The organism is Bradyrhizobium sp. (assembly GCF_036009065.1).
Classification (GTDB): domain Bacteria; phylum Pseudomonadota; class Alphaproteobacteria; order Rhizobiales; family Xanthobacteraceae; genus Bradyrhizobium.
On sequence record NZ_DASYMN010000277.1, the window covers coordinates 1 to 22278 of the forward strand.

Annotated in this window: 23 protein-coding genes and 2 pseudogenes; 17 read left to right on the top strand and 8 right to left on the bottom strand. The window is 62.4% G+C overall.

Going from position 1 to position 22278, the window contains the following annotated elements:
• Positions 1 to 346: pseudogene (locus VGP39_RS16755) on the bottom strand (hypothetical protein); the annotation flags it as partial.
• A gap of 192 nt (positions 347 to 538) precedes the next feature.
• On the opposite strand from VGP39_RS16755, the gene VGP39_RS16760 reads away from it, so the two are divergent.
• Together VGP39_RS16760 and VGP39_RS16765 are read left to right on the top strand one after the other, a co-directional pair.
• Positions 539 to 1243, top strand: coding sequence for a GrlR family regulatory protein (locus tag VGP39_RS16760; RefSeq protein ID WP_327569221.1), 705 nt, complete (start codon positions 539 to 541; stop codon positions 1241 to 1243).
• 168 nt (positions 1244 to 1411) lie between these two features.
• Positions 1412 to 2149: a GntR family transcriptional regulator gene (locus tag VGP39_RS16765; RefSeq protein WP_327569222.1), complete on the top strand. Its 738-nt coding sequence runs from the start codon at positions 1412 to 1414 to the stop codon at positions 2147 to 2149.
• Here the strand turns inward: VGP39_RS16765 and VGP39_RS16770 are convergent.
• The gene (locus VGP39_RS16770) at positions 2146 to 2577 is read right to left on the bottom strand and encodes a nuclear transport factor 2 family protein (RefSeq protein ID WP_327569223.1); all 432 of its coding nucleotides are present in this window, start codon (positions 2575 to 2577) and stop codon (positions 2146 to 2148) included. The two genes, VGP39_RS16765 and VGP39_RS16770, sit on opposite strands and share 4 nt — an antisense overlap.
• Before the next feature lie 254 nt (positions 2578 to 2831).
• On the opposite strand from VGP39_RS16770, the gene VGP39_RS16775 reads away from it, so the two are divergent.
• The 4 genes from VGP39_RS16775 (at position 2832) to VGP39_RS16790 (ending at position 8905) form a co-directional block, all read left to right on the top strand.
• Entirely contained in the window at positions 2832 to 4013 is a 1182-nt protein-coding gene (locus tag VGP39_RS16775; RefSeq protein ID WP_327569224.1) for an ABC transporter substrate-binding protein, read from the top strand.
• 190 nt (positions 4014 to 4203) lie between these two features.
• Entirely contained in the window at positions 4204 to 5073 is an 870-nt protein-coding gene (locus tag VGP39_RS16780) for a branched-chain amino acid ABC transporter permease (RefSeq protein ID WP_327569225.1), read from the top strand.
• A gap of 2 nt (positions 5074 to 5075) precedes the next feature.
• Positions 5076 to 7577, top strand: coding sequence for an ATP-binding cassette domain-containing protein (locus VGP39_RS16785; RefSeq protein ID WP_414644700.1), 2502 nt, complete (start codon positions 5076 to 5078; stop codon positions 7575 to 7577).
• A gap of 11 nt (positions 7578 to 7588) precedes the next feature.
• On the top strand, positions 7589 to 8905 hold the full coding sequence (locus VGP39_RS16790) for an amidohydrolase family protein (protein ID WP_327569226.1): 1317 nt from the start codon (positions 7589 to 7591) through the stop codon (positions 8903 to 8905).
• Here the strand turns inward: VGP39_RS16790 and fabG are convergent.
• A complete protein-coding gene (gene fabG / locus VGP39_RS16795) occupies positions 8902 to 9582 on the bottom strand; it encodes a 3-oxoacyl-ACP reductase FabG (RefSeq protein WP_327569227.1) in 681 nt (226 codons plus the stop codon). The genes VGP39_RS16790 and fabG overlap by 4 nt on opposite strands.
• 144 nt (positions 9583 to 9726) lie before the next feature.
• Here fabG and VGP39_RS16800 point away from each other — a divergent pair, with 144 nt between their 5' ends.
• Positions 9727 to 10443, top strand: coding sequence for an SGNH/GDSL hydrolase family protein (locus tag VGP39_RS16800; RefSeq protein ID WP_327569228.1), 717 nt, complete (start codon positions 9727 to 9729; stop codon positions 10441 to 10443).
• Positions 10444 to 10461: 18 nt separating this feature from the next.
• Here VGP39_RS16800 and VGP39_RS16805 read toward each other — a convergent pair whose 3' ends face one another.
• Positions 10462 to 11340 carry a fatty acid desaturase gene (locus VGP39_RS16805; protein ID WP_327569229.1) on the bottom strand — a complete coding sequence of 293 codons (879 nt, stop codon included), beginning with the start codon at positions 11338 to 11340 and terminating at the stop codon, positions 10462 to 10464.
• Between the two features lie 284 nt (positions 11341 to 11624).
• Here VGP39_RS16805 and VGP39_RS16810 point away from each other — a divergent pair, with 284 nt between their 5' ends.
• The 4 genes from VGP39_RS16810 to VGP39_RS16825 all read left to right on the top strand — a co-directional run bounded on the left by VGP39_RS16810 (position 11625) and on the right by VGP39_RS16825 (position 13732).
• Positions 11625 to 11825 (top strand): hypothetical protein, encoded by a 201-nt coding sequence (locus tag VGP39_RS16810; protein ID WP_327569230.1) that lies wholly within the window; start codon positions 11625 to 11627, stop codon positions 11823 to 11825.
• An 85-nt stretch (positions 11826 to 11910) separates the two neighbouring features.
• Positions 11911 to 12213: an MliC family protein gene (locus VGP39_RS16815; protein WP_327569231.1), complete on the top strand. Its 303-nt coding sequence runs from the start codon at positions 11911 to 11913 to the stop codon at positions 12211 to 12213.
• A 59-nt stretch (positions 12214 to 12272) separates the two neighbouring features.
• Complete coding sequence (locus VGP39_RS16820) at positions 12273 to 13133, top strand: tetratricopeptide repeat protein (protein ID WP_327569232.1); 861 nt, start codon at positions 12273 to 12275, stop codon at positions 13131 to 13133.
• 14 nt (positions 13134 to 13147) lie between these two features.
• The gene (locus VGP39_RS16825; protein ID WP_327569233.1) at positions 13148 to 13732 is read left to right on the top strand and encodes an NAD(P)H-dependent oxidoreductase; all 585 of its coding nucleotides are present in this window, start codon (positions 13148 to 13150) and stop codon (positions 13730 to 13732) included.
• A gap of 247 nt (positions 13733 to 13979) precedes the next feature.
• Here the strand turns inward: VGP39_RS16825 and VGP39_RS16830 are convergent.
• Positions 13980 to 14198: pseudogene (locus VGP39_RS16830) on the bottom strand (DUF2442 domain-containing protein); the annotation flags it as partial.
• 418 nt (positions 14199 to 14616) lie between these two features.
• Between VGP39_RS16830 and VGP39_RS16835 the strand changes: the two are divergent.
• From VGP39_RS16835 to VGP39_RS16860, 6 genes are all read left to right on the top strand, one after another.
• Positions 14617 to 14763, top strand: a complete 147-nt coding sequence (locus VGP39_RS16835; protein ID WP_327569234.1) for a type II toxin-antitoxin system HicA family toxin — start codon at positions 14617 to 14619, stop codon at positions 14761 to 14763.
• Between the two features lie 10 nt (positions 14764 to 14773).
• Entirely contained in the window at positions 14774 to 15082 is a 309-nt protein-coding gene (locus tag VGP39_RS16840; protein ID WP_327569235.1) for a type II toxin-antitoxin system HicB family antitoxin, read from the top strand.
• Between the two features lie 232 nt (positions 15083 to 15314).
• Positions 15315 to 15569: a helix-turn-helix transcriptional regulator gene (locus VGP39_RS16845; protein WP_327569236.1), complete on the top strand. Its 255-nt coding sequence runs from the start codon at positions 15315 to 15317 to the stop codon at positions 15567 to 15569.
• 392 nt (positions 15570 to 15961) lie between these two features.
• Entirely contained in the window at positions 15962 to 16228 is a 267-nt protein-coding gene (locus VGP39_RS16850) for a hypothetical protein (RefSeq protein ID WP_327569237.1), read from the top strand.
• On the top strand, positions 16210 to 16440 hold the full coding sequence (locus VGP39_RS16855; RefSeq protein ID WP_327569238.1) for a DUF433 domain-containing protein: 231 nt from the start codon (positions 16210 to 16212) through the stop codon (positions 16438 to 16440). Before VGP39_RS16850 ends, VGP39_RS16855 begins: the two co-directional genes overlap by 19 nt.
• Positions 16410 to 16775 (top strand): DUF5615 family PIN-like protein, encoded by a 366-nt coding sequence (locus tag VGP39_RS16860; protein WP_327569239.1) that lies wholly within the window; start codon positions 16410 to 16412, stop codon positions 16773 to 16775. Before VGP39_RS16855 ends, VGP39_RS16860 begins: the two co-directional genes overlap by 31 nt.
• 309 nt (positions 16776 to 17084) lie before the next feature.
• On the opposite strand, the gene VGP39_RS16865 is transcribed toward VGP39_RS16860, so the two are convergent.
• The 3 genes from VGP39_RS16865 to VGP39_RS16875 all read right to left on the bottom strand — a co-directional run bounded on the left by VGP39_RS16865 (position 17085) and on the right by VGP39_RS16875 (position 22185).
• Positions 17085 to 17462 (bottom strand): hypothetical protein, encoded by a 378-nt coding sequence (locus VGP39_RS16865; RefSeq protein ID WP_327569240.1) that lies wholly within the window; start codon positions 17460 to 17462, stop codon positions 17085 to 17087.
• A complete protein-coding gene (locus tag VGP39_RS16870) occupies positions 17459 to 18061 on the bottom strand; it encodes a RelA/SpoT domain-containing protein (protein WP_327569241.1) in 603 nt (200 codons plus the stop codon). The genes VGP39_RS16865 and VGP39_RS16870 overlap by 4 nt, the downstream gene beginning before the upstream one ends.
• Positions 18062 to 18258: 197 nt before the next feature.
• The gene (locus tag VGP39_RS16875) at positions 18259 to 22185 is read right to left on the bottom strand and encodes an adenosylcobalamin-dependent ribonucleoside-diphosphate reductase (RefSeq protein WP_327569242.1); all 3927 of its coding nucleotides are present in this window, start codon (positions 22183 to 22185) and stop codon (positions 18259 to 18261) included.
• Between the last annotated feature and the right edge of the window lie 93 nt (positions 22186 to 22278).

Here is a 22278-nt window from a genome sequence, read left to right on the forward strand (position 1 = left end):
CGGTGGTGGCCGGTTTGACGATCACCTCGACCTGGCCGCCGCTGGTCACCCCAAGCATGCCGAAACCGAGCCGCCGGCACAGATTGCGGTAGCGCGCGTCGCTCTCGCGGCCCTTGCCGCGCGCCGACATTTTGGCCGCCAACCAGACTTCGTCGCAGGCGCCGGCGCGGTCGACCGCCTGCAGCACCAGTTCGAGGTTGAAGGTAAGCTTTAACTCCCCGATCACCACGACCGGCGGCTCACTGCCGCTCAGCGCCACGAGATCGCAGCCGCCAACCTCGCCCTTGACCGTAAAGCCGAGGCTTTCCAGGAAGCGTTTGACCGGCAAATACAGCGTGGTTTCCAAAGGGTAGGCTCCAGCGCCGCGGAAACCGCGACTCAATGACCGAGTCTAGCCCGAAACTTCGTAAAGGATTGATCAAACCGGGCCTGAGCGGTTAACCTGTGCCTGGGACAAGGCAAAAGGTGGCATTTGGGTAACCTGTGGATCGGGGATCCGCGGGTCGCGACGCATTGATCGATGCCGGAGCGAACGTCAGTGTTGCAGGGGCTGTACAAGGTCGAATTCCACACCGTGCACGGTTCGCGCTACGGCGTGATGTATGCCTATGACGGCAGGATGCTCGGCGGCAATTCTGCGTTTGCGTTCATCGGACGCTACGATGAGTCCGGCGAGGAAATCCGGGCCGAAGTCTCCACCGTGCGCCATCATGACGATCCGAGCTACCAGCCGCTCTTCAAGACCGACAAGATCACGCTGAAACTGCGGGGCTGGCAGGAAGAGGATCATTTCTATTTTGAGGGCGGCAGCGGGCAGATGCCCGGCGTACCCTTCAAGTCCGTGATGACCCCGATCAGCGACGAGGCTGCGCCTCCCTTTGTGCCGCCGGGAGTGGGCGGCATCGCCAACGGCCTTTACTCGATTCACATCCGGATGCTCGACGGCGTCGACGGCGGCAACACCGGCGTCATGGTGTTGCATGACGGCCGGATTCGCGGCGGCGACGGGTTCTTCGATTATATCGGCTCCTATAGCTCCGCGAACGGCAAATGGAAGGGGGAGATCGTCAATCACGAGCACACGCCGAGCAAGGGCGAGCGGCCGGTGTTCGGCGGTTACGAAGTCGGCATCGGGTTTTCCGGCACCTACAACGACAAGGGCGCCGAAGCCGAGGCCACCGCGCTCGCCGGCAAGCGCAGCATCCGCTTCAAGGCGATGATGAAGAAATTCGCCGACTGGTGAGGGAAACGAATTCCGTAGCTGGGATAAGCGCAGCACAATCCGGGTCGGCGATTCCGAAAGTCCGCACTTCGCTCCATCTGCCTGCGAGGCGGTAACGCTTCGCAAAATTGCATTCGATGCGAGGACGTGGCAATCACGCGGCCTCAGCTGACCCTACGTGCAGTGACGATGGCAAAGAGCACCCAGGCCCCTTCGACCGATCGCGGCAGCGTCATCTACAAGGCGCTCTGGCACGCCATCATCGAACAGGCGCTGCGGCCTGGCACCAAGCTTCCCGAAGACGCCATCGGCGAGAAGTTCGGCGCGAGCCGGACCATCGTTCGCGCGGCGCTTGGACGGCTTGCGGCGGAGGGGCTGGTCGAACTGCGGCGCAATCGGGGCGCCGCGGTCGCCACCCCAAGCTGGAATGAGGCGCGCGATATCTTCGACGTCCGGCTGGGGCTTGAACGCCTGGTGGTCGCGCGGCTCGCCGGCGGTCTCACCCGCGACCAGATCAAAAGCCTGAAGAGCCACGTCGATGCCGAGCAGCAGGCACGGGGCACCAACGAGCCGTTGTCGATCAGGCTGGCGACGGCGTTTCACATCAAGCTCGCGGAAATGACGGGAAATCCAGTACTCGCGCGCTACGTCAGCGAAGTCGCGTCGCGCTGCGGGCTGATCCTTGCGCTCTACAGCCGCCCCCACTCATCCGAATGCGCGGTCAGCGAACATCGTGCGATCATCGCCGCGCTGGCATCGGGCGATTGCGGACGCGCCACGTCCCTGATGGATCAGCATCTCGACGCCGTGGCCGACCGCGCGCTGATCGTCGCCCACCCGCCGAAGGAGCGCGACATCAAGGATATCCTGTCGCCCTATGCCGCCGAGATTTCAAGCGCGCGGAGGCCTCTGCGGCCACGCGCTTAAGCCTCGATGCCGTTGCGGACCAGCAGCCGCTCGGCGCTGTCGTTCCAGACGTCCATCTGCACGATCTTGCCGCCGCGCACCACGAACCGGTCGACATAGCGGTTGCCTTCAAACGGCGTACCATCAGGCCATTCGCCGTACAGCGTGCCGGTATTGTAGACAACGGTCTCTCCCTCACCGGGAACGACGTCGGTCCGCAGCATTTTCTTCTTCACCCACTTATAGCGCCTGGCGTTGAAGCCGGCGGTCTCCCGCGGGTGGTTGTATTTGCGCCCGCCGGTGAAGGTGATGGCAAGATCGGCGGCGATGTAGCGCGCCGCGGTGTCGGGATCGGGGACCATCGAGGCCTCGAGGAATCTTTCAACGATCTCTGCGGCTTGCGCGGTCTCGTCGGTCGGCATCGCCAGTGCGGCACGGGCAGGGGACATGATCGGTTCTCGCGATGCGTTATTGGATTTGGCGAAATTCAACGCGCCCTTACCTTACCAGAATTCATCCGGGCACGCCCGGCTAAATTGTATACAATGTTGGCTCGGAATTGTGCATAATCAGCGGTGAATTCGGCAAGGCCGGATGATCTATCCTTGTCACATAAAGGTTTTGCTGGCCGCTCCGACTGCATACGATATGGCACGGCGCTTGCTTGTTTTCTGTGAGTTCACTCGTCTCCCGGAGGTCACACATGGCATTTGCACTGCAGAAGATTTCCCGCCGCCTGCTCCTTGCAGGCGCGGCACTATCACTGACCATTGCCGCGCCGGCCTTCGCGGATGACACCATCAAGCTCGGCCTGGTGGCGGCAATGTCGGGACAATCGGCGAAATCAGGCGAAGCCATCGTCCGCGGACTTTCGCTTGCGATCGACGAAATCAACGCCAGGGGTGGCTTGCTCGGCAAGAAGGTCGAACTACTGGTGCGCGACGACGAGAGCAATCCCGCCAAGGGGGTGATTGCCGCGCGCGAACTGGTGCAGCGTGAAAAGGTCGCCGCGTTCTTCGGCGGACTGGACACCCCGGTCTCGGTGGCGATCGTTCCGTTCGCGAACCAGTCGAAGGTGCCGTTCATCGGCGTGTGGGCGGCGGGCACCGCGATCACGCGCAACGGCGCCCCGGAAAATTATGTATTCCGCGTCTCGGCGGTCGATGCCCTGGTCGACGTCGCGCTGGTCGATTACGCCGCAAAAAAATACGGCGCGAAGAAGCCGGGGATGATCCTGATCAACAATCCCTGGGGAGAGTCGAACGAGAAAGGCCTGAAGGCCGCGCTTGAAACCAAGAGCATGCCGTTCGCCGGCGTGGAGAAGTTCGAGACCGGCGACGTCGACGTGGTGCCGCAACTGACGCGGCTGAAGGACGCCGGCGCCGATACGCTGTTCCTGGTCGCCAATGTCGCGCCATCGGCGCAAGTGGTGAAATCGCTCGACCGCATGGGCTGGAATGTGCCGGTTGTGTCGCATTGGGGACCGGCCGGCGGGCGCTTCACGGAGCTCGCAGGTCCGAGCGCGGAGAAGGTTCACTTCATCCAGACCTTCAGCTTCTCCGGCAACGCCAGCCCGAAGGCTGCCGGCGTGCTTGATGCGCTGAAGAAGAAATATCCCGAGATCAAATCGGCGGCGGACGTGACCCCGGCGGTCGGCATTGCCAACGCCTACGATGCGATGCATCTCACGGCGCTGGCGATTGCCAAGGCTGGATCGACCGAAGGTCCGAAAATCCGCGAGGCGTTCTACGGGGTCGGCAAATACGACGGGCTGATCAAGGCCTATGACAAGCCGTTCACGTCGGACAATCAGGACGCGCTGTCGCCGTCGGATTACATCTTCACCTACTTCAAGGGCGATGAAATTCTGCCGCTGACGAACTAGGGCCTGCCGCCCACGTCATGCGCGGGCTTGACCCGCGCATCCATCCATCTTCATTAGAGTCTTTCGAAGCGGATGGATTGCCGGGTAAAGCCCGGCAATGACATCGGAGCGGATTGCTGCGCAATCCGATCTCTCCCCGCGCAGCGCGGGAAGAGGTAAGTCTGCCCACTGACGATTGTACAGAAACCTCATGCTCGCTTCGGCCATCATCTCGGGCATCGGTCTTGGCAGCATGTATGGGCTGATCGCGCTCGGCTTCCACATCACCTACGTCGTCTCCAATACCGTGAACTTCGCGCAAGGCTCGGCGATGATGCTGGGCGCGGTGCTCGGCTACACCTTTGCGGTCAGGCTTGGGTGGCCGCTGCCGCTCGCGGTGCCCGCGGCGCTGTCGATCTGCGCCCTGTTCGGACTGGTGGTGGAGCGCTTCCTGGTGCGTCCCTTCGTGGCGCGGGGTTCGAACGCGTGGCTGATGGCGACCGTCGCCGCCGGTATCGTGCTCGACAATGCGGTGCTTTTCACCTTCGGCAAGGAGCCGCGCGGATTTCCATTCGCGCTGGCGCGCGAGCCGATCCGGCTTTTCGGCGCCGGCGTCTATCCGCTGCAGCTTGTCATTCCCCTCGTTGGTGTCGGCATCGCGCTCCTGATGCATCTGGTGCTCCGTCACACCCGCCGCGGCAAGACGCTGCTCGCGGTGGTGCAGAACGCCGATGCGGCGCGGCTGATGGGGATCAACGTGCATCGCACCGTCGCCGTCTCCTTCATGATCTCGACGGCGCTGGCCGGTCTCGCTGGCCTTTTGATCGCGCCGTTGTTCAGCGTAAGTTCCGAGATGGGAACGCTGTTCGGCATCAAGGCGTTTGCCGTCGCCATTCTCGGCGGCATGGGGTCGGCCTGGGGCGTGGTGATTGCCGGCCTCGCTTACGGCCTGATCGAGGCGCTGGTGACCGCGTATCTCGGATCGGTCTACACCCAGATCGTGGTGTTCTCGGTCGTCATCGCGGCGCTTACGCTGATGCCCAACGGCTTGTTCGGGCGCGCGGCGATCGACAAAGTCTGACCATGGCAACGCATTCCAGATCAAGCGTTGTTGCGATGCCGGCGGTGCTTGTTGCGCTGACGGTTGCCGCCGCGCTGTATGCGGGGAAGGCGGAGGGCTACGCGCCGTTCGTGCTGGCGATGGTGGCGCTCACGGCCATCGTCGGCGTCGGGCTCAACATCCTGGTCGGGCTCACCGGTCAGATTTCGCTCGGACATGTCGGCTTCTATGCGATCGGCGGCTACACCGTGGCAATCCTGACCCTGCAGGGCGTGAGCTTCTGGATCGCGCTTGCGCTGGCCGGTGTGATCGCCGGCGCCATCGGGCTGTTGCTGTCATTGCCGGCGTTGCGCGTCACCGGTCCGTATCTTGCCATGGTCACGATCGCGTTCGCCTTCATCGTCCAGCATCTCAGCATCGAGTGGCGCGCGTTGACCGGCGGATCGAACGGGCTGATGGGCCTGCCGCCGCCCTCTATCGCAGGCCTGGTCTTCACCGAGCGCGAAATCTCGCTGCTGGCGGTTGCCATCGCCGGCGCGTCGATGTTGTTGTTTGATCGGCTTGCCGGCTCGGCCTGGGGCAAGGCGATGGTCGCGGTCCGCGACGCCGAAATCGCGGCGCGCTCGGTCGGGCTCAACCCGGTCAGCGTCAAGGCCGCGGCGTTCATGCTGTCGGCCGCCTTTGCCGGGATGGCCGGGGGCATCTTCGCCGCTTTGCTGGCCTTCGTCGCGCCTGACTCGTTTCCGTTCTCGCAATCGATCCTGTTTCTGCTCGCCTGCGTGGTGGGAGGCGCAGGCTGGGTGCTTGGGCCCGCGGTGGGTGCGGCCGTCACCGTCGTCCTGCCGGAAATGTTGTCGAATCTCGCGGAATACCGGCTGCTGTTCTTCGGCATCCTGCTGCTGGTGGTGCTCTGGCTTGCGCCCGAAGGCATTCTCGGCACCATCGCGCGCCTGTTCCGCCGCGTCGATCCGCGCGCCGCAGATCCGCAAGGATTCGACATCGCAGCGTTTCTCGCGCCAGTGGCCGCCAGCGAACCGCTCGAGGTCTGCGATATCGGCATCACCTTCGGCGGCATCAAGGCGGCATCCGGCGTCAGCTTCAGCGCCCAGCCGGGCAGGATTACCAGCGTGATCGGTCCCAATGGCGCCGGCAAGACTACCGTGCTCAACATGATCGGCGGCTTCTATCGGCCCGACGCCGGCAGTATTCGCCTCGGCAATACCGAGCTTGCCGGCGCCCCGGCCTGGAAGGTGGCGCGCGCCGGCATCGCTCGCACCTACCAGACCACAAAACTGTTCCAGACCATGAGCGTGCTCGACAATGTGCTGATCGCGATGCGCCGCGGGCGGCTCGGCTCGATGCTGTCGGCCGCGGCCGACGAGGCGGATCAACGCGCGGGGGAAGGGCTGCTGTCGTTCGTCGGCTATCACGATGCGCTGGCGCGCACCGCCGGTGACCTTGCGCATGTCGACCGGCGTCTGGTCGAGATTGCGCGGGCGCTGGCGATGCGCCCCCGCGTGCTCCTGCTCGATGAGCCGGCGGCGGGCCTGATGGCCTCGGACAAGGATAGCTTGCGCGGGCTGCTGCGCCGGATCGCCGATGCCGGCATTGCCGTGATCCTGGTCGAGCACGACATGCGGCTGGTGATGGGAATTTCCGATCACATCGTGGTGCTCGATGCCGGCAAGCCGATCGCCGCGGGGATGCCCGGCGAGATTCGGCACGATGCAAAGGTTCTTGCGGCCTATCTGGGTGCCGCGGAGACCCACGCGCGGGGCCGGCAGCAACCCTGGAGCGGGCCGCAGGATATGGTGCTGGCCGCCATGAACCTCACTGCAGGTTATGGCGCGGCGCCCGTGCTGCAGAAGGTGAACATCGCGGTGCGGCCCGGCGAGATGGTGGCGCTGATCGGCGCCAACGGCGCCGGCAAATCAACGCTGATGCGCGCCATTGCCGGCCTGCTGCGGCCGGTCGGCGGTGAAGTCATTCTCGACGACCGCCGGATCGAACGCAGCGAAGCGCATCGGATTGCCGCGCGCGGGCTGGCGCTGGTGCCGGAAGGCCGCCAGGTCTTTCCGGAACTGTCGGTCCATGACAACCTCGAACTCGGGGCCAACACCCGGGAAAATGTGGATTATGCCGCCGAAATCGAGATGCTGCTGAAACGCTTTCCGCGGCTGCGCGCCCGCCTGAACAGCCGCGCCGGCCTGCTGTCGGGCGGCGAGCAGCAGATGCTGGCGATTGCGCGCGGCATGATGGCCAGACCGCGCATCCTGCTGCTCGACGAGCCTTCGCTGGGCCTCGCGCCTGCGATGGTCAATGAATTGTTCGACGTGCTGGCCGATCTGCGTGACGAGGGCATCACGATCCTGCTGGTCGACCAGATGGCGGTGCTGGCGCTTGATATCGCCGACCGCGGCTATGTCATCGACTCCGGAAAAATCGTGCGCGAAGATAGCGCGGTCAATCTTGCCGGCGATCCGGAGGTCGAGGCCGCCTATCTCGGCCACGCCGGCGCCGCTTAACAGGTCAACGCATGTCGTTCGACACCATCCTGCGCAATGGGCGTATCGCCGGGCCGGAGCAGGGGCCGGTCGACATCGGCGTGCGCGACGGACGCATTGCCGCCATCGGCCCAAAGCTCGAAACGGCGGCAGCGGACGGTACGCGCGATATCGCGCTGGACGGCCGTTTGCTGGTTGCGGGTTTTGTCGAAACCCATATCCATCTCGACAAGTCATGCATTCTGGATCGCTGCGCCTGCCGGACCGGCACCCTCAAGGAAGCGATCGAGACGGTCGCTGCCGCAAAGCTCGCTTTCACCGAGGATGATATCTACGCGCGGGCGCGGCGCACGCTGGAAAAGGCGATCGTGCAGGGCACGACGCGGATGCGCACCCATGTCGAAGTCGATCCGCGCATCGGGCTCAAGGGTTTTCGCGCCATCAACCGGCTGAAGCGCGATTATGCCTGGGCCGTCGACCTCGAGATCTGCGTGTTTCCGCAGGAAGGCCTCACCAACGATCCCGGCGCCTTCGAGCTTCTGCTGGAAGCCTGCGAAAACGGCGCCGATCTGGTCGGAGGCTGTCCCTATACCGATAGCGATCCGCACCGCCAGATCGCGCGCGTCTTCGATCTCGCCAAGCGTTTCAGCATCGATATCGATTTCCATCTCGATTTCGATCTCGATCCCTCCTGGATGCATCTCGACGAGGTCTGCCGACGGACCATGGAGCACGGCTGGGGCGGCCGCGTTGCGATCGGCCACGTCACAAAACTGTCGGCGCTCGACGCGGCGTCGCTGCAGCGCGTCGGCGCCAAACTCGCCGGCGCCGGGATCGCGGTCACAGTGCTGCCGGCGACGGACCTGTTCCTGATGGGGCGGGGGATCGAGCATTCGGTGCCGCGCGGCGTGGCGCCCGCACACCGGCTGCGTGACATGGGCGTGACCTGTTCGCTCGCGACCAACAATGTGCTCAATCCGTTCACGCCGTTCGGCGACTGCTCGCTGATCCGGATCGCCAACCTCTACGCCAATATCGCGCAGGCCGGGCGGTCCGACGAGCTGGAAGCCTGTCTCGACATGATCACGAACATGCCGGCCCGGCTGATGAAGCTGGCCGACTATGGAATTGCCGTCGGCAATCCCGCCGATATCGTCGTGCTCGATTGCGCCGACGGTGCGTCGGCGGTAGCGGAACTGGCGCAGCCGATCCTCGGCATCAAGCGCGGACGCATCAGCTTTTCGCATCCGGCGGCGCTCATTCACCGGCCGGGAATTGAAACCGGCGCGGCGCCGGGTGAAGCCGCAATGCTCAATGCGCCGGGATGGCCGGATCGCGTGCCAGGCTAAACCCGGCCGGCGACCGGCAGCAGCGCGCCGGTGACGGCGCTCGCTTCGTCGCCGGCGAGAAACAGGATCACATTTGCGAGCTCCTCCGCGGTCACCCATTTGGCGAAATCCGCTTTCGGCATGCTGGCCCGGTTGGCGGGCGTATCGATGGTCGACGGCAGCACCGCGTTGACGGTGACCTTGCCCTTGAGCTCGGCCGACAGCGCTTCGGTCAGGCGATGCACGCCGGCCTTGGAGGCGGCATAGGGGCCCATGCCGCTGCCGGCCTGAAGCGCGCCCATCGCGCCGATGTTGACGATCCGCCCGGCGCCGGACGCCACCAGATGCGGGATGGCCGCGCGCGAGGCATTGAGCGCCGTCAGCACGTTGATGGCGTACAGCCGTTGCCAGGTTTTCGGGTCGCCCTCGGCGATCGTCTCGAACGAAAACGCGCCGGCGATGTTGATGAGGACGTCGAGCCTGCCGAAATGCGCCACGGCCGCGTCGATGGCTTGGCGGGCCTCAGCTGCGTCGGACAGGTCGACGCCGCCGAGCTCCATGCGCTCGGGCGTATCGGCGAGCTGCGATTTGGCGTAATCGGCGCCGGCCACCCGCGCGCCGCGCGCCAGCGCCGCCGCCGCGACCACCCTGCCGAGCGCTCCCGAGGCGCCGGTGATAACAATGACTTTTCCGTGCATGGAGTTCTCCGCTGGTTCGGTTTGGTCTTGTAGCCCGGATGGAGCCGCCGGGGTACGCTGCCGACAGACGTATTTCATTTGCAATGTTGCGGAATTTTTTGTCCAAATACGCCTTTCAACTGGAGATAGTAACGGAGAATTAATATGGCTGACCCGCCGCCGCGGCCCTGCGATGTCCCGCGCCAGTTCACCCTATTCCAGCATCCGCTTCCGAACCTCGCGAAACAGATCGCCGGCAGCGGGCCGGCCAGGATCGTGGCGATCGGCTCGTCATCGACGGAAGGCACCGGCGGCATCGTGCCATATCCATACCGGCTGGAAATGGCGCTGAGGAAGCGATTTAGGGACCGCGTTCCGAGGCCGATGATCGACGTGCTCAACAGAGGCAAAGGCGGCGAAGAGGCGGGACCGGAATTGAAGCGCTTCGACACCGACGTTATCGCCGAAGGGCCATCGCTGGTGATCTGGCAGGTCGGGACCAACGCGGTCTTTCGCAACAATGACTTCAAGATTGAAGATACCGCGGAGAAAATCGCGGCCGGGCTAAGTCAGCTGCACGGTCGACCGATGGATGTCGTGTTGATGGACTCGCAATACGCGCCGGCTGTGACCGGCGACGACAAGATCGATCTGGCCGAGCGCATGATGGCGCTGATAGCCGAGGCGGCCGACAAGGCCGGCGTCAACCTGTTTCGTCGCTTCGAGCTGATGCGGCACTGGCGCGTGGACCTCGACATTGCCTTCGATGACATGACCTGGAATGGCGATGGCCTCAACCTTCATCAGAACGACTGGAGCACGGTTTGCGTGACGCAGGCGCTCGACGGCGCGATTGCCGGAGCGATGAAGGGGATCGTGTGAGGGCGCCGGATGCGCCCGTTACATCCGTCCCGACCGCGAACGATGGAAATGATAGGGCATCAGGATGCCCGACCAGCTGAACGGCTTGAGGTGCCGTTCCGGAATCTTGTCCGCGATGGTTCTGTGAATCTCGGGAAGCTCGGTCCAGTGCGCGCTTGGGCGGATGTGATGCGCGGTGTGGTACCCGAAATTGTGGGTGGTGAAATTGAACCACGGGGACAGCGAATTATTGGCTCTCTCATAGGGATTGGCGCTGGCTTCGTCACAGCCGTAATGATTGAGATAGTCGACATAGCGCGTGACGAATTGCGTCACAAGATACGAGGGCAGCAGATAGATCAGCACCAGCCGGGGTTGCCAGAGCGCCAGCGCCGCCACGAACGCCAGCAGCAGCATCTGCTCGAAAAACGCCCAGCGATAGCTGATCGGGGTTTTGACGTTATTCAGGATCCCCTTGTTGAAGGATTCGATGATCGGCGAATAGAAGGTTTCGATCAGCGAGATCGCCGAATAGGAAACCGCTCGCATGGTCGAATAATTTTCCAGATATGCGTTTCGCTTACCCCGGTAGGGCAGATCGATACCGCGATGGTGGCCGTAGCGATGCTGGATCCGCCAGTTTGACGCGGTCATTCCGGTGACGGCGCCCATGCTGAAATCGAACAGCAGATTGAGCGCGGGAATTTTGCTGAACGGCCGGTGGATGTGCAGATGCAACACGTAGTTGGTCTTTCCGATCAGCAGGAAGATCACGATGGCGTAGATGACCTCGTAACCCTCGAACCAGCTCACCACAAACGGCGCAAACAGCAGCACCGGCGCAACGAGCGCCCGAACGGCATTCCATCGGTCGGCAGGATGGGAAATCCATCTGCCGCTTGGTCGTCGGTCCGGCATGCAGGCTTGACCAGGGTTGAAATCAATTGGTGTCATTACGCCAGGCGGAAATGCGGCGCTCTCGTGCTAGATGTTATTTGGCTCGGAGGCAACCGGCAAGCAATGGCGGAAACTTTCCACGGCGAAAAGCATGGCTGTGTTCCGGCGCCGGACGCCCGCGGCGGCAGGCCGGCGGGCGGATCCGCGCGGGATCGTTAGAATTTGCCGGAGTTTTGTAAGCGGAATGCAGAAAAACCCCGCTAGATGTCGTGGCGTCCACTAGTCTAGAACGCTGGAAAAACGTCATGATGAAATCTCTCGCGGATCACGGTCTGCCGCTGGTCCAGCTCAAGGAGCAGCGGCGGGACCTGGTGGTGGCGCTGCAAAAGCGCAACGGCCCGCTCAACGGCTGGGAACTGATGCAGATCGCCGCGGTCCAGCAGGCGATCTCGGCGTTCGAGGACGTCATCGCCGATCTGGATGCCGAGCTGGAAGCCGCGGCATAGGCGCCATATCGTCATTGCCGGGCGTCCGGCCATCACGAATGAGACTGGTCATGCGCTATACTCTTTCGAAACGGGGAAGCGGGCGATGAAACCAGGGGTAATTTTAGGTGTGGCACTGTTTGCTGCGCTGGCAACCGGCGCATCGCCCGCGCTGGCGCAGACGTTCCGGACCTATGTTTGCGCCGACGGATCGCAGTTCATCGCGGGATTTTTCCAATACGACAAGCACGCGCATCTGCAGATCGACGGCAAGGCGGTGGCGCTGAAAAAGCGCCTGGCGCTGTCCGGCTCGCGCTATAGCGGCGGCGGCATCGTGCTGAACATCACCAGGACGGGCGCCACCATCAAGCACGGCAAGCGGCCGGTATCGGCGTGCAGCGTGCGGTGATCAAGGAAACGTCTTGAACAAGCCGGCCGGGAAGGTAACCTGCCGTCGCCATGTCCGTCATGACGAAATCACCCCAGGCAATCTGGCTTGCTGCAACGTTCCGCGTCACCGTGGCGGCGATCGCGATTGCGGCGGCGGCTTTGGCCGGTCCGTCCTTGGCCCATGCCCAATCCGCCGATCTCGTGCTGTGCGACCGGCTCGCCGCCGATCCCGCCGATCCGGACAGGCCGGCCGACGTCAGGGGCACGGCCGAGATCGCGCCGTCCGATATCGCCACCGCGATCAAATTTTGCGGCACCGCCTCGCGGGGCTCGCGCCGCGCGCTGTACCAGCTCGGCCGCGCCTACGCCGCCAACCGGCAATTGCCGGAAGCCGCCGGCGCCTGGCGCAAGGCGGCCGACAAGGGCTCGACGTCGGCCATGGTCGAACTCGGCGTGCTCTACAGCACCGGATCGGGCGTGGCGATGGACGAGGCGCAGGCGCGAAAACTGTTCGAGCGCGCAGCGGCAGCCGGCAACCCCAGGGGAATTTCCAATCTTGCGGCGCTGAGCGGCGGCGCGTCCGCCGATCCCGTGCAGGCGCGCAGCCTGCTTGCGAAGGCCGGCGAGACCAATCCGGAAGCGCAATATCAACTCGGCCTGATGATCGCGGACGGCGTCGGCGGGCAGCAGGACGATGTCACGGCCAGAGCGCTGTTCGAAAAGGCCGCCCTGCAAAATCATCCGGCGGCACTGGAGCGGATGGGCGCGTTTGCGCTGGAGGGCCGCGGCGGCGAGAAAAATTCGGCCGCCGCCAAGGCTTATTACGAGAAGGCCGCGGCGCTCGGCAATGACGACGCCAGGGCGGCGCTGAAGCGGCTGGAATGCCCCTATGTGATCAAGGACAAGCGCGGGAATTTCGTCACCCATCTTTGCTTTTAATTTCGAAGTGAACCATGACCATTCTGGTATTGTACGGCTCCTACCGCTCCGACCGGCTGGGCATCCGGCTCGCCAATTTTATCACGCAAGGTTTTCGCACGCGCGGCGACGACGTGGAATTGATCGACGCCAAGGCGATCGATCTGCCGATGCTGGACCGGATGTACAAGGAATATCCGAATGGCGGAGCGCCCGAGGGGCTGGAAATGCTGGCGGGGAAAATCCGCGACGCCGACGGTTTTGTGTTCATCACCGGCGAATACAATTGGGGCATGCAGCCGGGCCTGAAAAACCTCACCGATCATTTCCTCGAAGAATGGTTCTGGCGCCCCGCCGCGATCGCCAGCTATTCGGCCGGCCGCTTCAGTGGGGCGCGCGCCGCGCTGGCGTGGCACGGCACATTGTCCGAAATGGGCATGGTGGTGGTTTCGAGCACGCTCGCGGTCGGCCCGATCGCGCAGACGCTTTCAGAGAACGGCGAGCCGGTCGGCGAGGCGGGCAAGCAGCTTGCGCGGGCGTTTCCACGGTTCGCGGATGATCTTGCGTGGTGGATCGAGGCGGCCAAGGCGCAGCGGGCGAAGCGGGCGCCGCCATATTGAGCGCGCGTGTTGCATCACGCCGGGTACACGAGAGCGCACTGCGCTGCTCCACGGACGGCGTCGTCCCCGTCATCGGGCCGGCGAAGCCGGACCCGTTGGCGGGGACGACGCTGAGAATGTGGCAGCGCCTCGCATCAAACGTTGATCTGCAGTTTCAAACAGCCGAGCTTCCGCCGGCGCGATGTTCGGCAAGAGCCTCGTCTGCCAGCGCATCAAGTTCGGTCGAGCGCCGGGCGGCGCGATTTGTGCCCGCATGCCCGCTCAACAAGCTTGCGATTGAAATATCCTCGTCCAACGTTTCCCAGTGCAGGCCGACGCGGCTTAATTCGACCTGTTCGCGTTCGGCAGGCGTCGCGCATAACAGCCGCGGAAACCAGGCGAGGGGAGCGCCGAGCGTTCGCCCGTCGGTCAGATCGACCCACATGGTGTGGTCGTCAAAGCGGACACTGGTTGCGCAAACGGTCATGAATTTTGCGAACGCGGCTTCGACCTGCTGCGGCGTCGCGAAGCGGCCTTCGGCGGCGTCGCGCAGCCCGCGATCGATGCCGGCGAGTTCTTCCGGCGTCGGCTCATAGTCGCCAGCCTTAAAACCGGCGTCGAGGTCAAGCGCGAAGTCGGCAAGTGCATTCTGCGCCTCGGGCGGCCAAGCCTCGATGCGCTCCAGGACCTCGGTCAGTTTTTTCGTTTTCATGGATTTGAATGTACCAAGTTGCCTGCAAGTTGTCTGCGGCAGCAGGCGGGAGCAGCCCAATTCGCTCGCGGCAAAAGTGTGTCGGAGACAACGACATTCGTCTGCAGGTTAGTGGCAGAGCTATTTAAGCGGACCATAGTCTGATGCCCGATGGGCAGGGACTCGCGCGATATCATAAGAGAACTGGAGGCCGATGGGTGGGTGGCGCCATATCGGCGCAACGGGCAGCCATCGCCACTACAAGCATCCGACAAAATCGGGTAAGGTGACGGTGCCCCATCCGGAAAAGGGGACTTGCATCCAAAGACTGTCCGCTCGATCTACAGGCAGACAGGATTGAAGGAGCCACGGTGAGCAAGACGGCGGGTTACATTGCTCTCGTCCACAAAGACAAAGACACCAGCTACGGTGTCAGCTTCCCCGACGTGCCCGGCTGCATTTCGGCCGGCGATACGTTTGAGGAGGCGATTGATAACGCGTCGCAAGCGCTTGCATGCCATCTCGCCATCATGCAAGCGGGCGGCGATCCGATCCCCAATGCGCGGAGCTTGGAAGAGCTAAAGCAGGCTGCGGAGTTCGTTGAAGATTCCGCCGATGCGGTCGTGGCGTTTGTCGCTCCGCAGGACGATCAAGTGACAACCCTGCAATCAGCGTCGTAGCCGCGCATTTCACTCGCGGCAAAAGTGTATCAAATGCCGATCCGCTTGCCCATTCGTCATTCCGGGATGCGCCCTCTTGGGCGCAGACCCGGAATCCAGAACCGAGCGCCACGCTTCTGGATTCCGGGTTCGCGCGAAGACGCGCGCCCCAGAATGACGGGCAAAACCTTGACTGGAAGTACTAGGCCTATTGTCCGTGGTTTAATCGGACGCAGGCTGATGATCTTGCTTGATGAAAGCAGGCGCGGTGGTCGCTCGAAACATACGGAGGCTTCGGGTCGCGCGCGAGCTCTCGCAGGAGATGCTTGCCGTCGACGCCGGGATCGACCGGACCTATGTCAGCCGTCTCGAGCGGAGACTTGAAAATCCGAGCGTCGCGGTTCTCGAAAAACTGGCTCGCGCCCTCTCTTCGAATATCGAGGAATTTTTCACGACGCCGCGCGCCGGGGAGGGCGGTGCGCCGCCTCGCGTCGAGGGCGAAACATGAAAGGCAAGGGAAGCGACTTCCCTCGCAATGTCGTAAGACTGCGCGCGTCCCGGCCTGGCCCGCCGGGTACCGCCGAAATTCTCGAGGGTCTGGAATTGATGACGGCCTTCCTAAGGATTGAGACCGGACGAGACAGGAAGAAGGTTCTCGATCTGGCGAAGCGGCTTGCGCCCATCGCCGCGGACGGAAAGACATGAACGCGTCCAGGCTCACGACCGCCGATGGAGAGCAGAAATCCGCAGGGCCGTCTAGAAACACCGCGTCATACGCGGGCTTGACCCGCGTATCCATCCGTCTTCGCAAGAGTCTTTCGAGCAGGATGGATTGCCGGGTCAAGCCCGGCAATGACGCAGTCATGTTGCTAACCCGCCTCCGAGCAGGGTAAACAACTGATGCGTTGCTTTCTTGCGTTTCTGCTGATCGCGGCCCTGGCCGGACCCGCGCTCGCCCAGGATCAGCCAAAATCCCTCAAGACGGTGAGAATCCACGAGCCGGCGCCCGGGCAGCCCACCCTCTACGCGATCGATGAAGACGGTACGGTGCGGATCGACTGGCCCGCCGTCGAAACGCTCGCCACGTCGAAAGCGGATCGCACCGTCCTGCGGATCGCACAATTGATGCTGGCGATCAGGGACGGGACATGGAAGCCGGTGAGATGAGGGCCGGGATCGCAGCGGAGGTTATCAGCGATCCGACCGTGATGAGCGGCGATCCCGTCGTGAAGGGAACGCGGATTTTGGCCGAAACAATCCTCGGCTACCTCCGTGCCGGCGTTTCGCCGCAGGCGATCTTCGAAGACTACCCGAGCTTGCCGGTCGACGGGATCGATGCGGTGGCCCGGTGGGCGGAGAAGACCTATGGCGCCGACTGAAAGTCGGCCGCTCCGGGGACCGCCATTCGTTGAGGGACCGCTTTCTGATCGACGAATGTCTGAGCGGATCGCTGGTAGCCGCTGCGAAAGCCCGAGGGTACGAGGCCGAATATGTGCCCTTCATCGGAAAGGGCGGTTGGCAGGACTGGAATTTAATACCTTATGCCAGTGCCAACGACTATATCGCCCTGATGCTGAACAGACGTGATTTCCTGAAGCAGCATGCCAAGCTGGAGATGCATCCCGGATTGGTGATCCTCATTCCACAGGCGCCCAACAACCAGGGAGATCATCAGGTCGCGCTTTTGAAAAAGCGCTGGAAGCCTTCGCGGTGATGAATGATGACCTCGTCAATAAGGTGATGGAAGTTCTCGCGGACGGAAGTGTGCACGTTCGCGAGTGGAACGCCGGCGAACATGACATCGGCCACATTGGCAAGCCTAACTGGCCGTAGCACCAGGCTCGCTCAGCCTCTACGTCATCGATGAAGACGGCACCGTACGGATCGACTGACGCGCCGTCGAACCGTTCGCAGCGTTGAAAGCGGATGGCACCGTGCTGCCGCTGGCCCAATTGATCCTGGCGATCATGGACGGGACGTGGAAGCCGGCGCGATGACGTGCAAAGTAGCGCAACATCACGGCTCACGTTTGCCGCGTTCTAGATCTGCGACTTCGCTTGATCTTTCTCGGTGCATTAAGCAAAGAAATTCCGAGCTTGTCGAGCCATTCCATAATCTCGCTCTTTTTATATTTGAGTTCTAAAAAATGCATCATATCGGGCCCCATTCCGTGAAATTTCTGCCCTAGCCCGAAGTATTTAGAGATGTCATCGTACATCATAAGACTGCGCACCAACCCGATAGATGTGCTCGCCACATAACTTTCCTTGTAGGCTGTTTTAAACTCTTCGGTAACGAGAGCCTCAATGTCGCCAATTTTTTTAAGACCGAATTGCTTCAGCTCGTCTAAAAATTGAGCATTTGTGTTGTCTTCGATTGCTACACCTAACTCGGAACTCATCTCCGATGTAAATTTTGCAATTGAGATTGAGTTGATCTCGGTTTCGGAAATTTGCCGAATGCTTTTTCGCGATAAATTGGATCTGTATTGATCAATTTCTCGGGCAATCTCATCAAAGGCGCTGTCGACGATTTAAGCATGCCCGAGTATAAATTCAACTTTCGCTGGATTTTAGTCGGTAGAGCGACGCCAAATTTAAAGGAGCGATCATGCGCTAATTCGGCCCATGCGTGCTGAAGGACAGTTCTAATTTGGACTTCAAATTTTAACGTTCCGATGCCCTCGTACTCTGGAAGCGTATCTCTTTCTTTTCCTAGAGAGCAGACAAAGTGCGTTGATCTGTAACCAATTCTATCCTCACCCAGATCGGCCGATCGATCATGGCTATTTTGCTCGTCAATATTGAAGAGCGCACGAATTGCTTTGGAGATTTGTAACGCTTCTTCCTCAAGGTAAGTGACGACTCGTACTCCCGAAAGATCAGTGAGTTGCTCCTTTGGATCGGAGTACTCCTTGCGTCTAACCTTTTCCAATGCACCCTCGACGCTTTTGGTCCTTTCCTCGACGCTAAGATGTTCGAGACGTTGCTTTTTCAGCATGTTAGTTATCAGCGAAGCGACGGCAGTAGATAGCCTTTCATGTCGAGGAATGACTTCGATAAGCCAATCGTGAGTTGCGTCATCCGACGTGTCTTGTTGCATCATAAATAAGCGTCTAGCTCTCCTCAGTTTTCATATCCAGAAAGTACGGTTATCCTCCGCGACAGTTGACGACCTCGCGAGCCACACGAAATTCCTCACGAACACCCCGTCGTGCTCCCGCACGTATCGCACTTCATGCAGGTGCCGTTGCGCACCAGCGAGAAATGCCCGCATTCGCCGCACATTTCGCCTTCGTAGCCCTTGGCCTTGGCTTCGGCGCGGCGTTCGGCCTTCGACGGCGCGGCTTGGGCCGCGGCGCCGGCGCGGCTCCATTGCAGGGCTTCGAGTTTTTCGGTCGGCGACAGGTCGTGCTGGGCTTCCTGCTTCAGCGCGGTGGCGCCTTCCAGGGCGTCGGAGACGCGGGAGGAGGAGAGGGACGTGACGGAGGCCCCACCCCGGCTCGCCGAGGCGTGCTCTTGCACGCCAGGGCTCGCCGACCCTCCCCCTGCAGGGGAGGGTGAAGAGCCGCCGCGCACCACGTGAAGATTATCCGTGCGCGAACGGGTCAGGCCCTTCGACACGTATTTGGTCGAGTGCGAGGGGTCGGGCTGCTTGCCTTCCTCGACGCCCTTGCCGAGGGCGTCGAAGTTGCTCTCGTTGGGGTCGACATGGGCGAGGTCGAAGCGGGACATGTAGCTGACCGCGAGTTCGCGGAACACGTAGTCCAGGATCGAGGTGGCGTATTTGATCGAATCGTTGCCCTGCACGGGCCCTGCGGGCTCGAAGCGGGTGAAGGTGAAGGCGTCGACATATTCCTCCAGCGGCACGCCGTATTGCAGGCCGAGCGAGACGGCGATCGCAAAATTGTTGATGAAGGAGCGCAGCGCTGCGCCTTCCTTGTGCATGTCGATGAAGATCTCGCCGATCCGGCCGTCGTCATATTCGCCGGTGCGGAGATACACCTTATGCCCGCCGACCACGGCTTTTTGCGTGTAGCCCTTGCGTCGGTCCGGCATTTTTTCGCGCTCGCGCATCACCACGATGCGCTCGACCAGGCGCTCCACGACTTTCTCGGAGAGCTGCGCGGTGCGCGCGGCCATCGGCTTGTCCAGGAACGCCTCGATGGCGTCGTCTTCCTCGTCGTCGTCTGATATCAGTTGCGAGTTCAGCGGCTGCGACAGTTTTGAGCCGTCCCGGTAGAGCGCGTTGGCCTTCAGCGCCAGCTTCCACGACAGCAGGTACGCGGACTTGCAATCCTCCACCGTGGCGTCGTTCGGCATGTTGATGGTTTTGCTGATCGCGCCCGAGATGAACGGCTGCGATGCCGCCATCATGCGGATGTGGCTCTCCACAGACAGATACCGCTTGCCGACCTTGCCGCAGGGATTGGCGCAGTCGAACACGCTATAGTGCTCGGCCTTGAGGTGCGGCGCGCCTTCCACCGTCATCGCGCCGCAGATGTGCACGTTGGCGGCCTCGATCTCGCGCTTGCTGAAGCCAACGGCGGCAAGCAGGTCGAAATTCGGCGCGGCGATGGCATCGGCTGAGATGTTCAGCACCTCGCGCAAAAAATCCTCGCCAAAGGTCCATTTGTTGAAGGCGAATTTGATGTCGAACGCGGTGGGGAGGGCGGCTTCCACTTTTGCCAGGGCTTCGTCGGTAAAACCTTTGGCCTTCAGCGTGGAGACGTTGATCGCCGGCGCATTGCTGAGCGAGCCATGGCCGACGGCGTAGGCCTCGATCTCCGCGATGTCGCTCTCGCGGTAGCCGAGCGCGCGCAGCGCTTCCGGCACGGCGCGGTTGATGATCTTCCAGTAGCCGCCGCCGGCCAGCTTCTTGAATTTCACCAGCGCAAAATCCGGCTCGATGCCGGTGGTGTCGCAATCCATCACCAGGCCAATGGTGCCGGTCGGCGCCACCACGGAAACCTGCGCGTTGCGGTAGCCATGCAGTTCGCCGAGTTCGAGCGCCCTGTCCCAGGCGGCCTTGGCGTGCTCGACGATGTCGGCCCGCGGCACGCTGGCATAATCCAGCGGCACCGGGTTGACCGCCAGCGCCTCGTAGCCGCGCGATTCGCCATGCGCGGCGCGGCGGTGGTTGCGGATCACGCGCAGCATATGCGCTGAATTCTTCTTGTAGCCGGGGAAGGGGCCGAGTTCTTTCGCCATCTCGGCTGATGTCGCATAGGAAACGCCAGTCATGATCGCGGTCAGCGCGCCGCACAGCGCGCGGCCTTCCTTGCTGTCGTAGGAGAGGCCCATGGTCATCAACAGGCCGCCGATATTGGCGAAGCCGAGGCCCAGCGTGCGGAATTCGTAGGACAATTCCGCGATCGCCTTGGAGGGGAACTGGGCCATCATCACCGAGATTTCGAGCACGATGGTCCACAGCCGGACGGTGTGTTCGTAAGCGTCGACGTCGAAGGTTTTCGCGTTCCCTCCCCCTGCAAGGGGGAGGTCGCCATGCGAAGCATGGCGGGAGGGGGTCCCGCTGCCCTCGATCCCCACCCGGCTCGCCGAGGCGCGCAATGGCGCGCCCGGGCTCGCCGACCTCCCCTTTTCAAGGGGAGGTGACAACGCCGTGCTGTTGTAAAATGTAATCAAATTCAGCGACGCCAGATTGCAGGCGGTATCGTCCAGGAACATGTATTCCGAGCAGGGATTGGAGGCGCGGATGTCGCCGGACGCCTTGCAGGTGTGCCAGTCGTTCATGGTGGTGTTGAAGTGCAGCCCGGGGTCGGCCGAGGCCCAGGCGGCGTGGCCGATCTTTTCCCAGAGCTCGCGCGCATCGAGCGTCCTGGCGACCTTCTTGTTGGTGCGGTTGATCAGGTTCCATTTGCCGTCGGTCTCCACCGCGCGCAAGAAGTCGTCCTTCAGCGAGACGGAGTTATTGGAGTTCTGGCCGGAGACGGTCAGATAAGCCTCCGAATCCCAGTCGGTGTCGTAGGTCGGGAAATCGATCTCCTTGTAGCCTTGCCGCGCGAACTGGATGACGCGCTTGATCATGCCGTCGGTGACCAGCGAACGGCGCGCCAGTTTTATTTCGCGGCGCAGCGCCGGGTTCTTCTCGGGGTCGAAGCAGTCGTCGCCGGAGCCCTCGCAGTTGACGCAGGCTTTCAGGATCGCCTTGAGGTGTTTCTGGTTGATCTTGGAGCCGGTCACCAAGGCTGCGACCTTCTGCTCCTCCTTCACCTTCCAGTCGATATAGGTCTCGATATCAGGATGGTCGGCGTCGACCACCACCATCTTGGCGGCGCGCCGTGTGGTGCCGCCGCTCTTGATCGCGCCCGCGGCGCGGTCGCCGATCTTGAGGAAGCTCATCAAGCCGGACGAGCGGCCGCCGCCGGAAAGCCGTTCGCCTTCGCCGCGCAGCCGTGAAAAATTCGAGCCGGTGCCGGAGCCGTATTTGAACAGCCGGGCTTCGCGCACCCACAGGTCCATGATGCCGCCCTCGTTGACGAGGTCGTCCTGGATGCCCTGGATGAAGCAGGCGTGCGGCTGCGGATGCTCGTAGGCCGATTTCGATTTTGTCAGCTTGTGGGTGAAGGGATCGACGTAATAGTGGCCCTGGCCGGGGCCATCGACGCCGTAGGCCCAGTGCAGGCCGGTGTTGAACCATTGCGGCGAGTTCGGCGCCACCATCTGTTTTGCGAGCATGTAGCGCAGTTCGTCGAAGAAGGCGCGCGCGTCGTCTTCGGAGGTAAAATAGCCGCCCTTCCAGCCCCAATAGGTCCAGCAGCCGGCGAGGCGGTCGAACACCTGTTTTGCGGAGAGTTCGCTGACGAAGCGCTCCTGCTCCGGCAGGTTGGCCAGCGCCTCGGTGTCCGGCACCGAGCGCCACAGCCAGGACGGCACGGTCTCTTCCTCTATCCTTTTCAGCCGGGCGGCGACGCCGGCTTTGCGAAAATACTTCTGCGCCAGCACGTCGGAGGCGACCTGCGACCAGAACTCCGGCACCTCGACATTCTCCAGCCGGAACACCACCGAGCCATCGGGATTGCGGATCTCCGATGTCGTCATTCTGAAATCAATTGATGCGTAGGGTGACTGGCCGTCGGTGGTGTAGCGCCGTTCGATTCGCATGGTCGTGCCCCGTTCTTGTTCTGACCGGGCCGCTTGGCGGTGCCGGGGTGGTTTTCCTTGAGCGAATTTTCATCCGCGGTTCAGCCGGTGGAC

What these genes read in the sequence shown, in the direction of transcription:
- VGP39_RS16805 (WP_327569229.1), bottom strand. Translation starts at nt 11,340, where the DNA reads ATGCCGGACCGACGACCAAGCGGCAGATGGATTTCCCATCCTGCCGAC.
- VGP39_RS16815 (WP_327569231.1), top strand. Translation starts at nt 11,911, where the DNA reads ATGAAACCAGGGGTAATTTTAGGTGTGGCACTGTTTGCTGCGCTGGCA.
- VGP39_RS16790 (WP_327569226.1), top strand. Translation starts at nt 7,589, where the DNA reads ATGTCGTTCGACACCATCCTGCGCAATGGGCGTATCGCCGGGCCGGAG.
- VGP39_RS16845 (WP_327569236.1), top strand. Translation starts at nt 15,315, where the DNA reads ATGAAAGCAGGCGCGGTGGTCGCTCGAAACATACGGAGGCTTCGGGTC.
- VGP39_RS16850 (WP_327569237.1), top strand. Translation starts at nt 15,962, where the DNA reads ATGCGTTGCTTTCTTGCGTTTCTGCTGATCGCGGCCCTGGCCGGACCC.
- VGP39_RS16825 (WP_327569233.1), top strand. Translation starts at nt 13,148, where the DNA reads ATGACCATTCTGGTATTGTACGGCTCCTACCGCTCCGACCGGCTGGGC.
- fabG (WP_327569227.1), bottom strand. Translation starts at nt 9,582, where the DNA reads ATGCACGGAAAAGTCATTGTTATCACCGGCGCCTCGGGAGCGCTCGGC.
- VGP39_RS16765 (WP_327569222.1), top strand. Translation starts at nt 1,412, where the DNA reads ATGGCAAAGAGCACCCAGGCCCCTTCGACCGATCGCGGCAGCGTCATC.
- VGP39_RS16865 (WP_327569240.1), bottom strand. Translation starts at nt 17,462, where the DNA reads ATGAGTTCCGAGTTAGGTGTAGCAATCGAAGACAACACAAATGCTCAA.
- VGP39_RS16775 (WP_327569224.1), top strand. Translation starts at nt 2,832, where the DNA reads ATGGCATTTGCACTGCAGAAGATTTCCCGCCGCCTGCTCCTTGCAGGC.
- VGP39_RS16785 (WP_414644700.1), top strand. Translation starts at nt 5,076, where the DNA reads ATGGCAACGCATTCCAGATCAAGCGTTGTTGCGATGCCGGCGGTGCTT.
- VGP39_RS16800 (WP_327569228.1), top strand. Translation starts at nt 9,727, where the DNA reads ATGGCTGACCCGCCGCCGCGGCCCTGCGATGTCCCGCGCCAGTTCACC.
- VGP39_RS16810 (WP_327569230.1), top strand. Translation starts at nt 11,625, where the DNA reads ATGATGAAATCTCTCGCGGATCACGGTCTGCCGCTGGTCCAGCTCAAG.
- VGP39_RS16770 (WP_327569223.1), bottom strand. Translation starts at nt 2,577, where the DNA reads ATGTCCCCTGCCCGTGCCGCACTGGCGATGCCGACCGACGAGACCGCG.
- VGP39_RS16870 (WP_327569241.1), bottom strand. Translation starts at nt 18,061, where the DNA reads ATGCTGAAAAAGCAACGTCTCGAACATCTTAGCGTCGAGGAAAGGACC.
- VGP39_RS16820 (WP_327569232.1), top strand. Translation starts at nt 12,273, where the DNA reads ATGACGAAATCACCCCAGGCAATCTGGCTTGCTGCAACGTTCCGCGTC.
- VGP39_RS16875 (WP_327569242.1), bottom strand. Translation starts at nt 22,185, where the DNA reads ATGCGAATCGAACGGCGCTACACCACCGACGGCCAGTCACCCTACGCA.
- VGP39_RS16835 (WP_327569234.1), top strand. Translation starts at nt 14,617, where the DNA reads ATGGGTGGGTGGCGCCATATCGGCGCAACGGGCAGCCATCGCCACTAC.
- VGP39_RS16780 (WP_327569225.1), top strand. Translation starts at nt 4,204, where the DNA reads ATGCTCGCTTCGGCCATCATCTCGGGCATCGGTCTTGGCAGCATGTAT.
- VGP39_RS16855 (WP_327569238.1), top strand. Translation starts at nt 16,210, where the DNA reads ATGGAAGCCGGTGAGATGAGGGCCGGGATCGCAGCGGAGGTTATCAGC.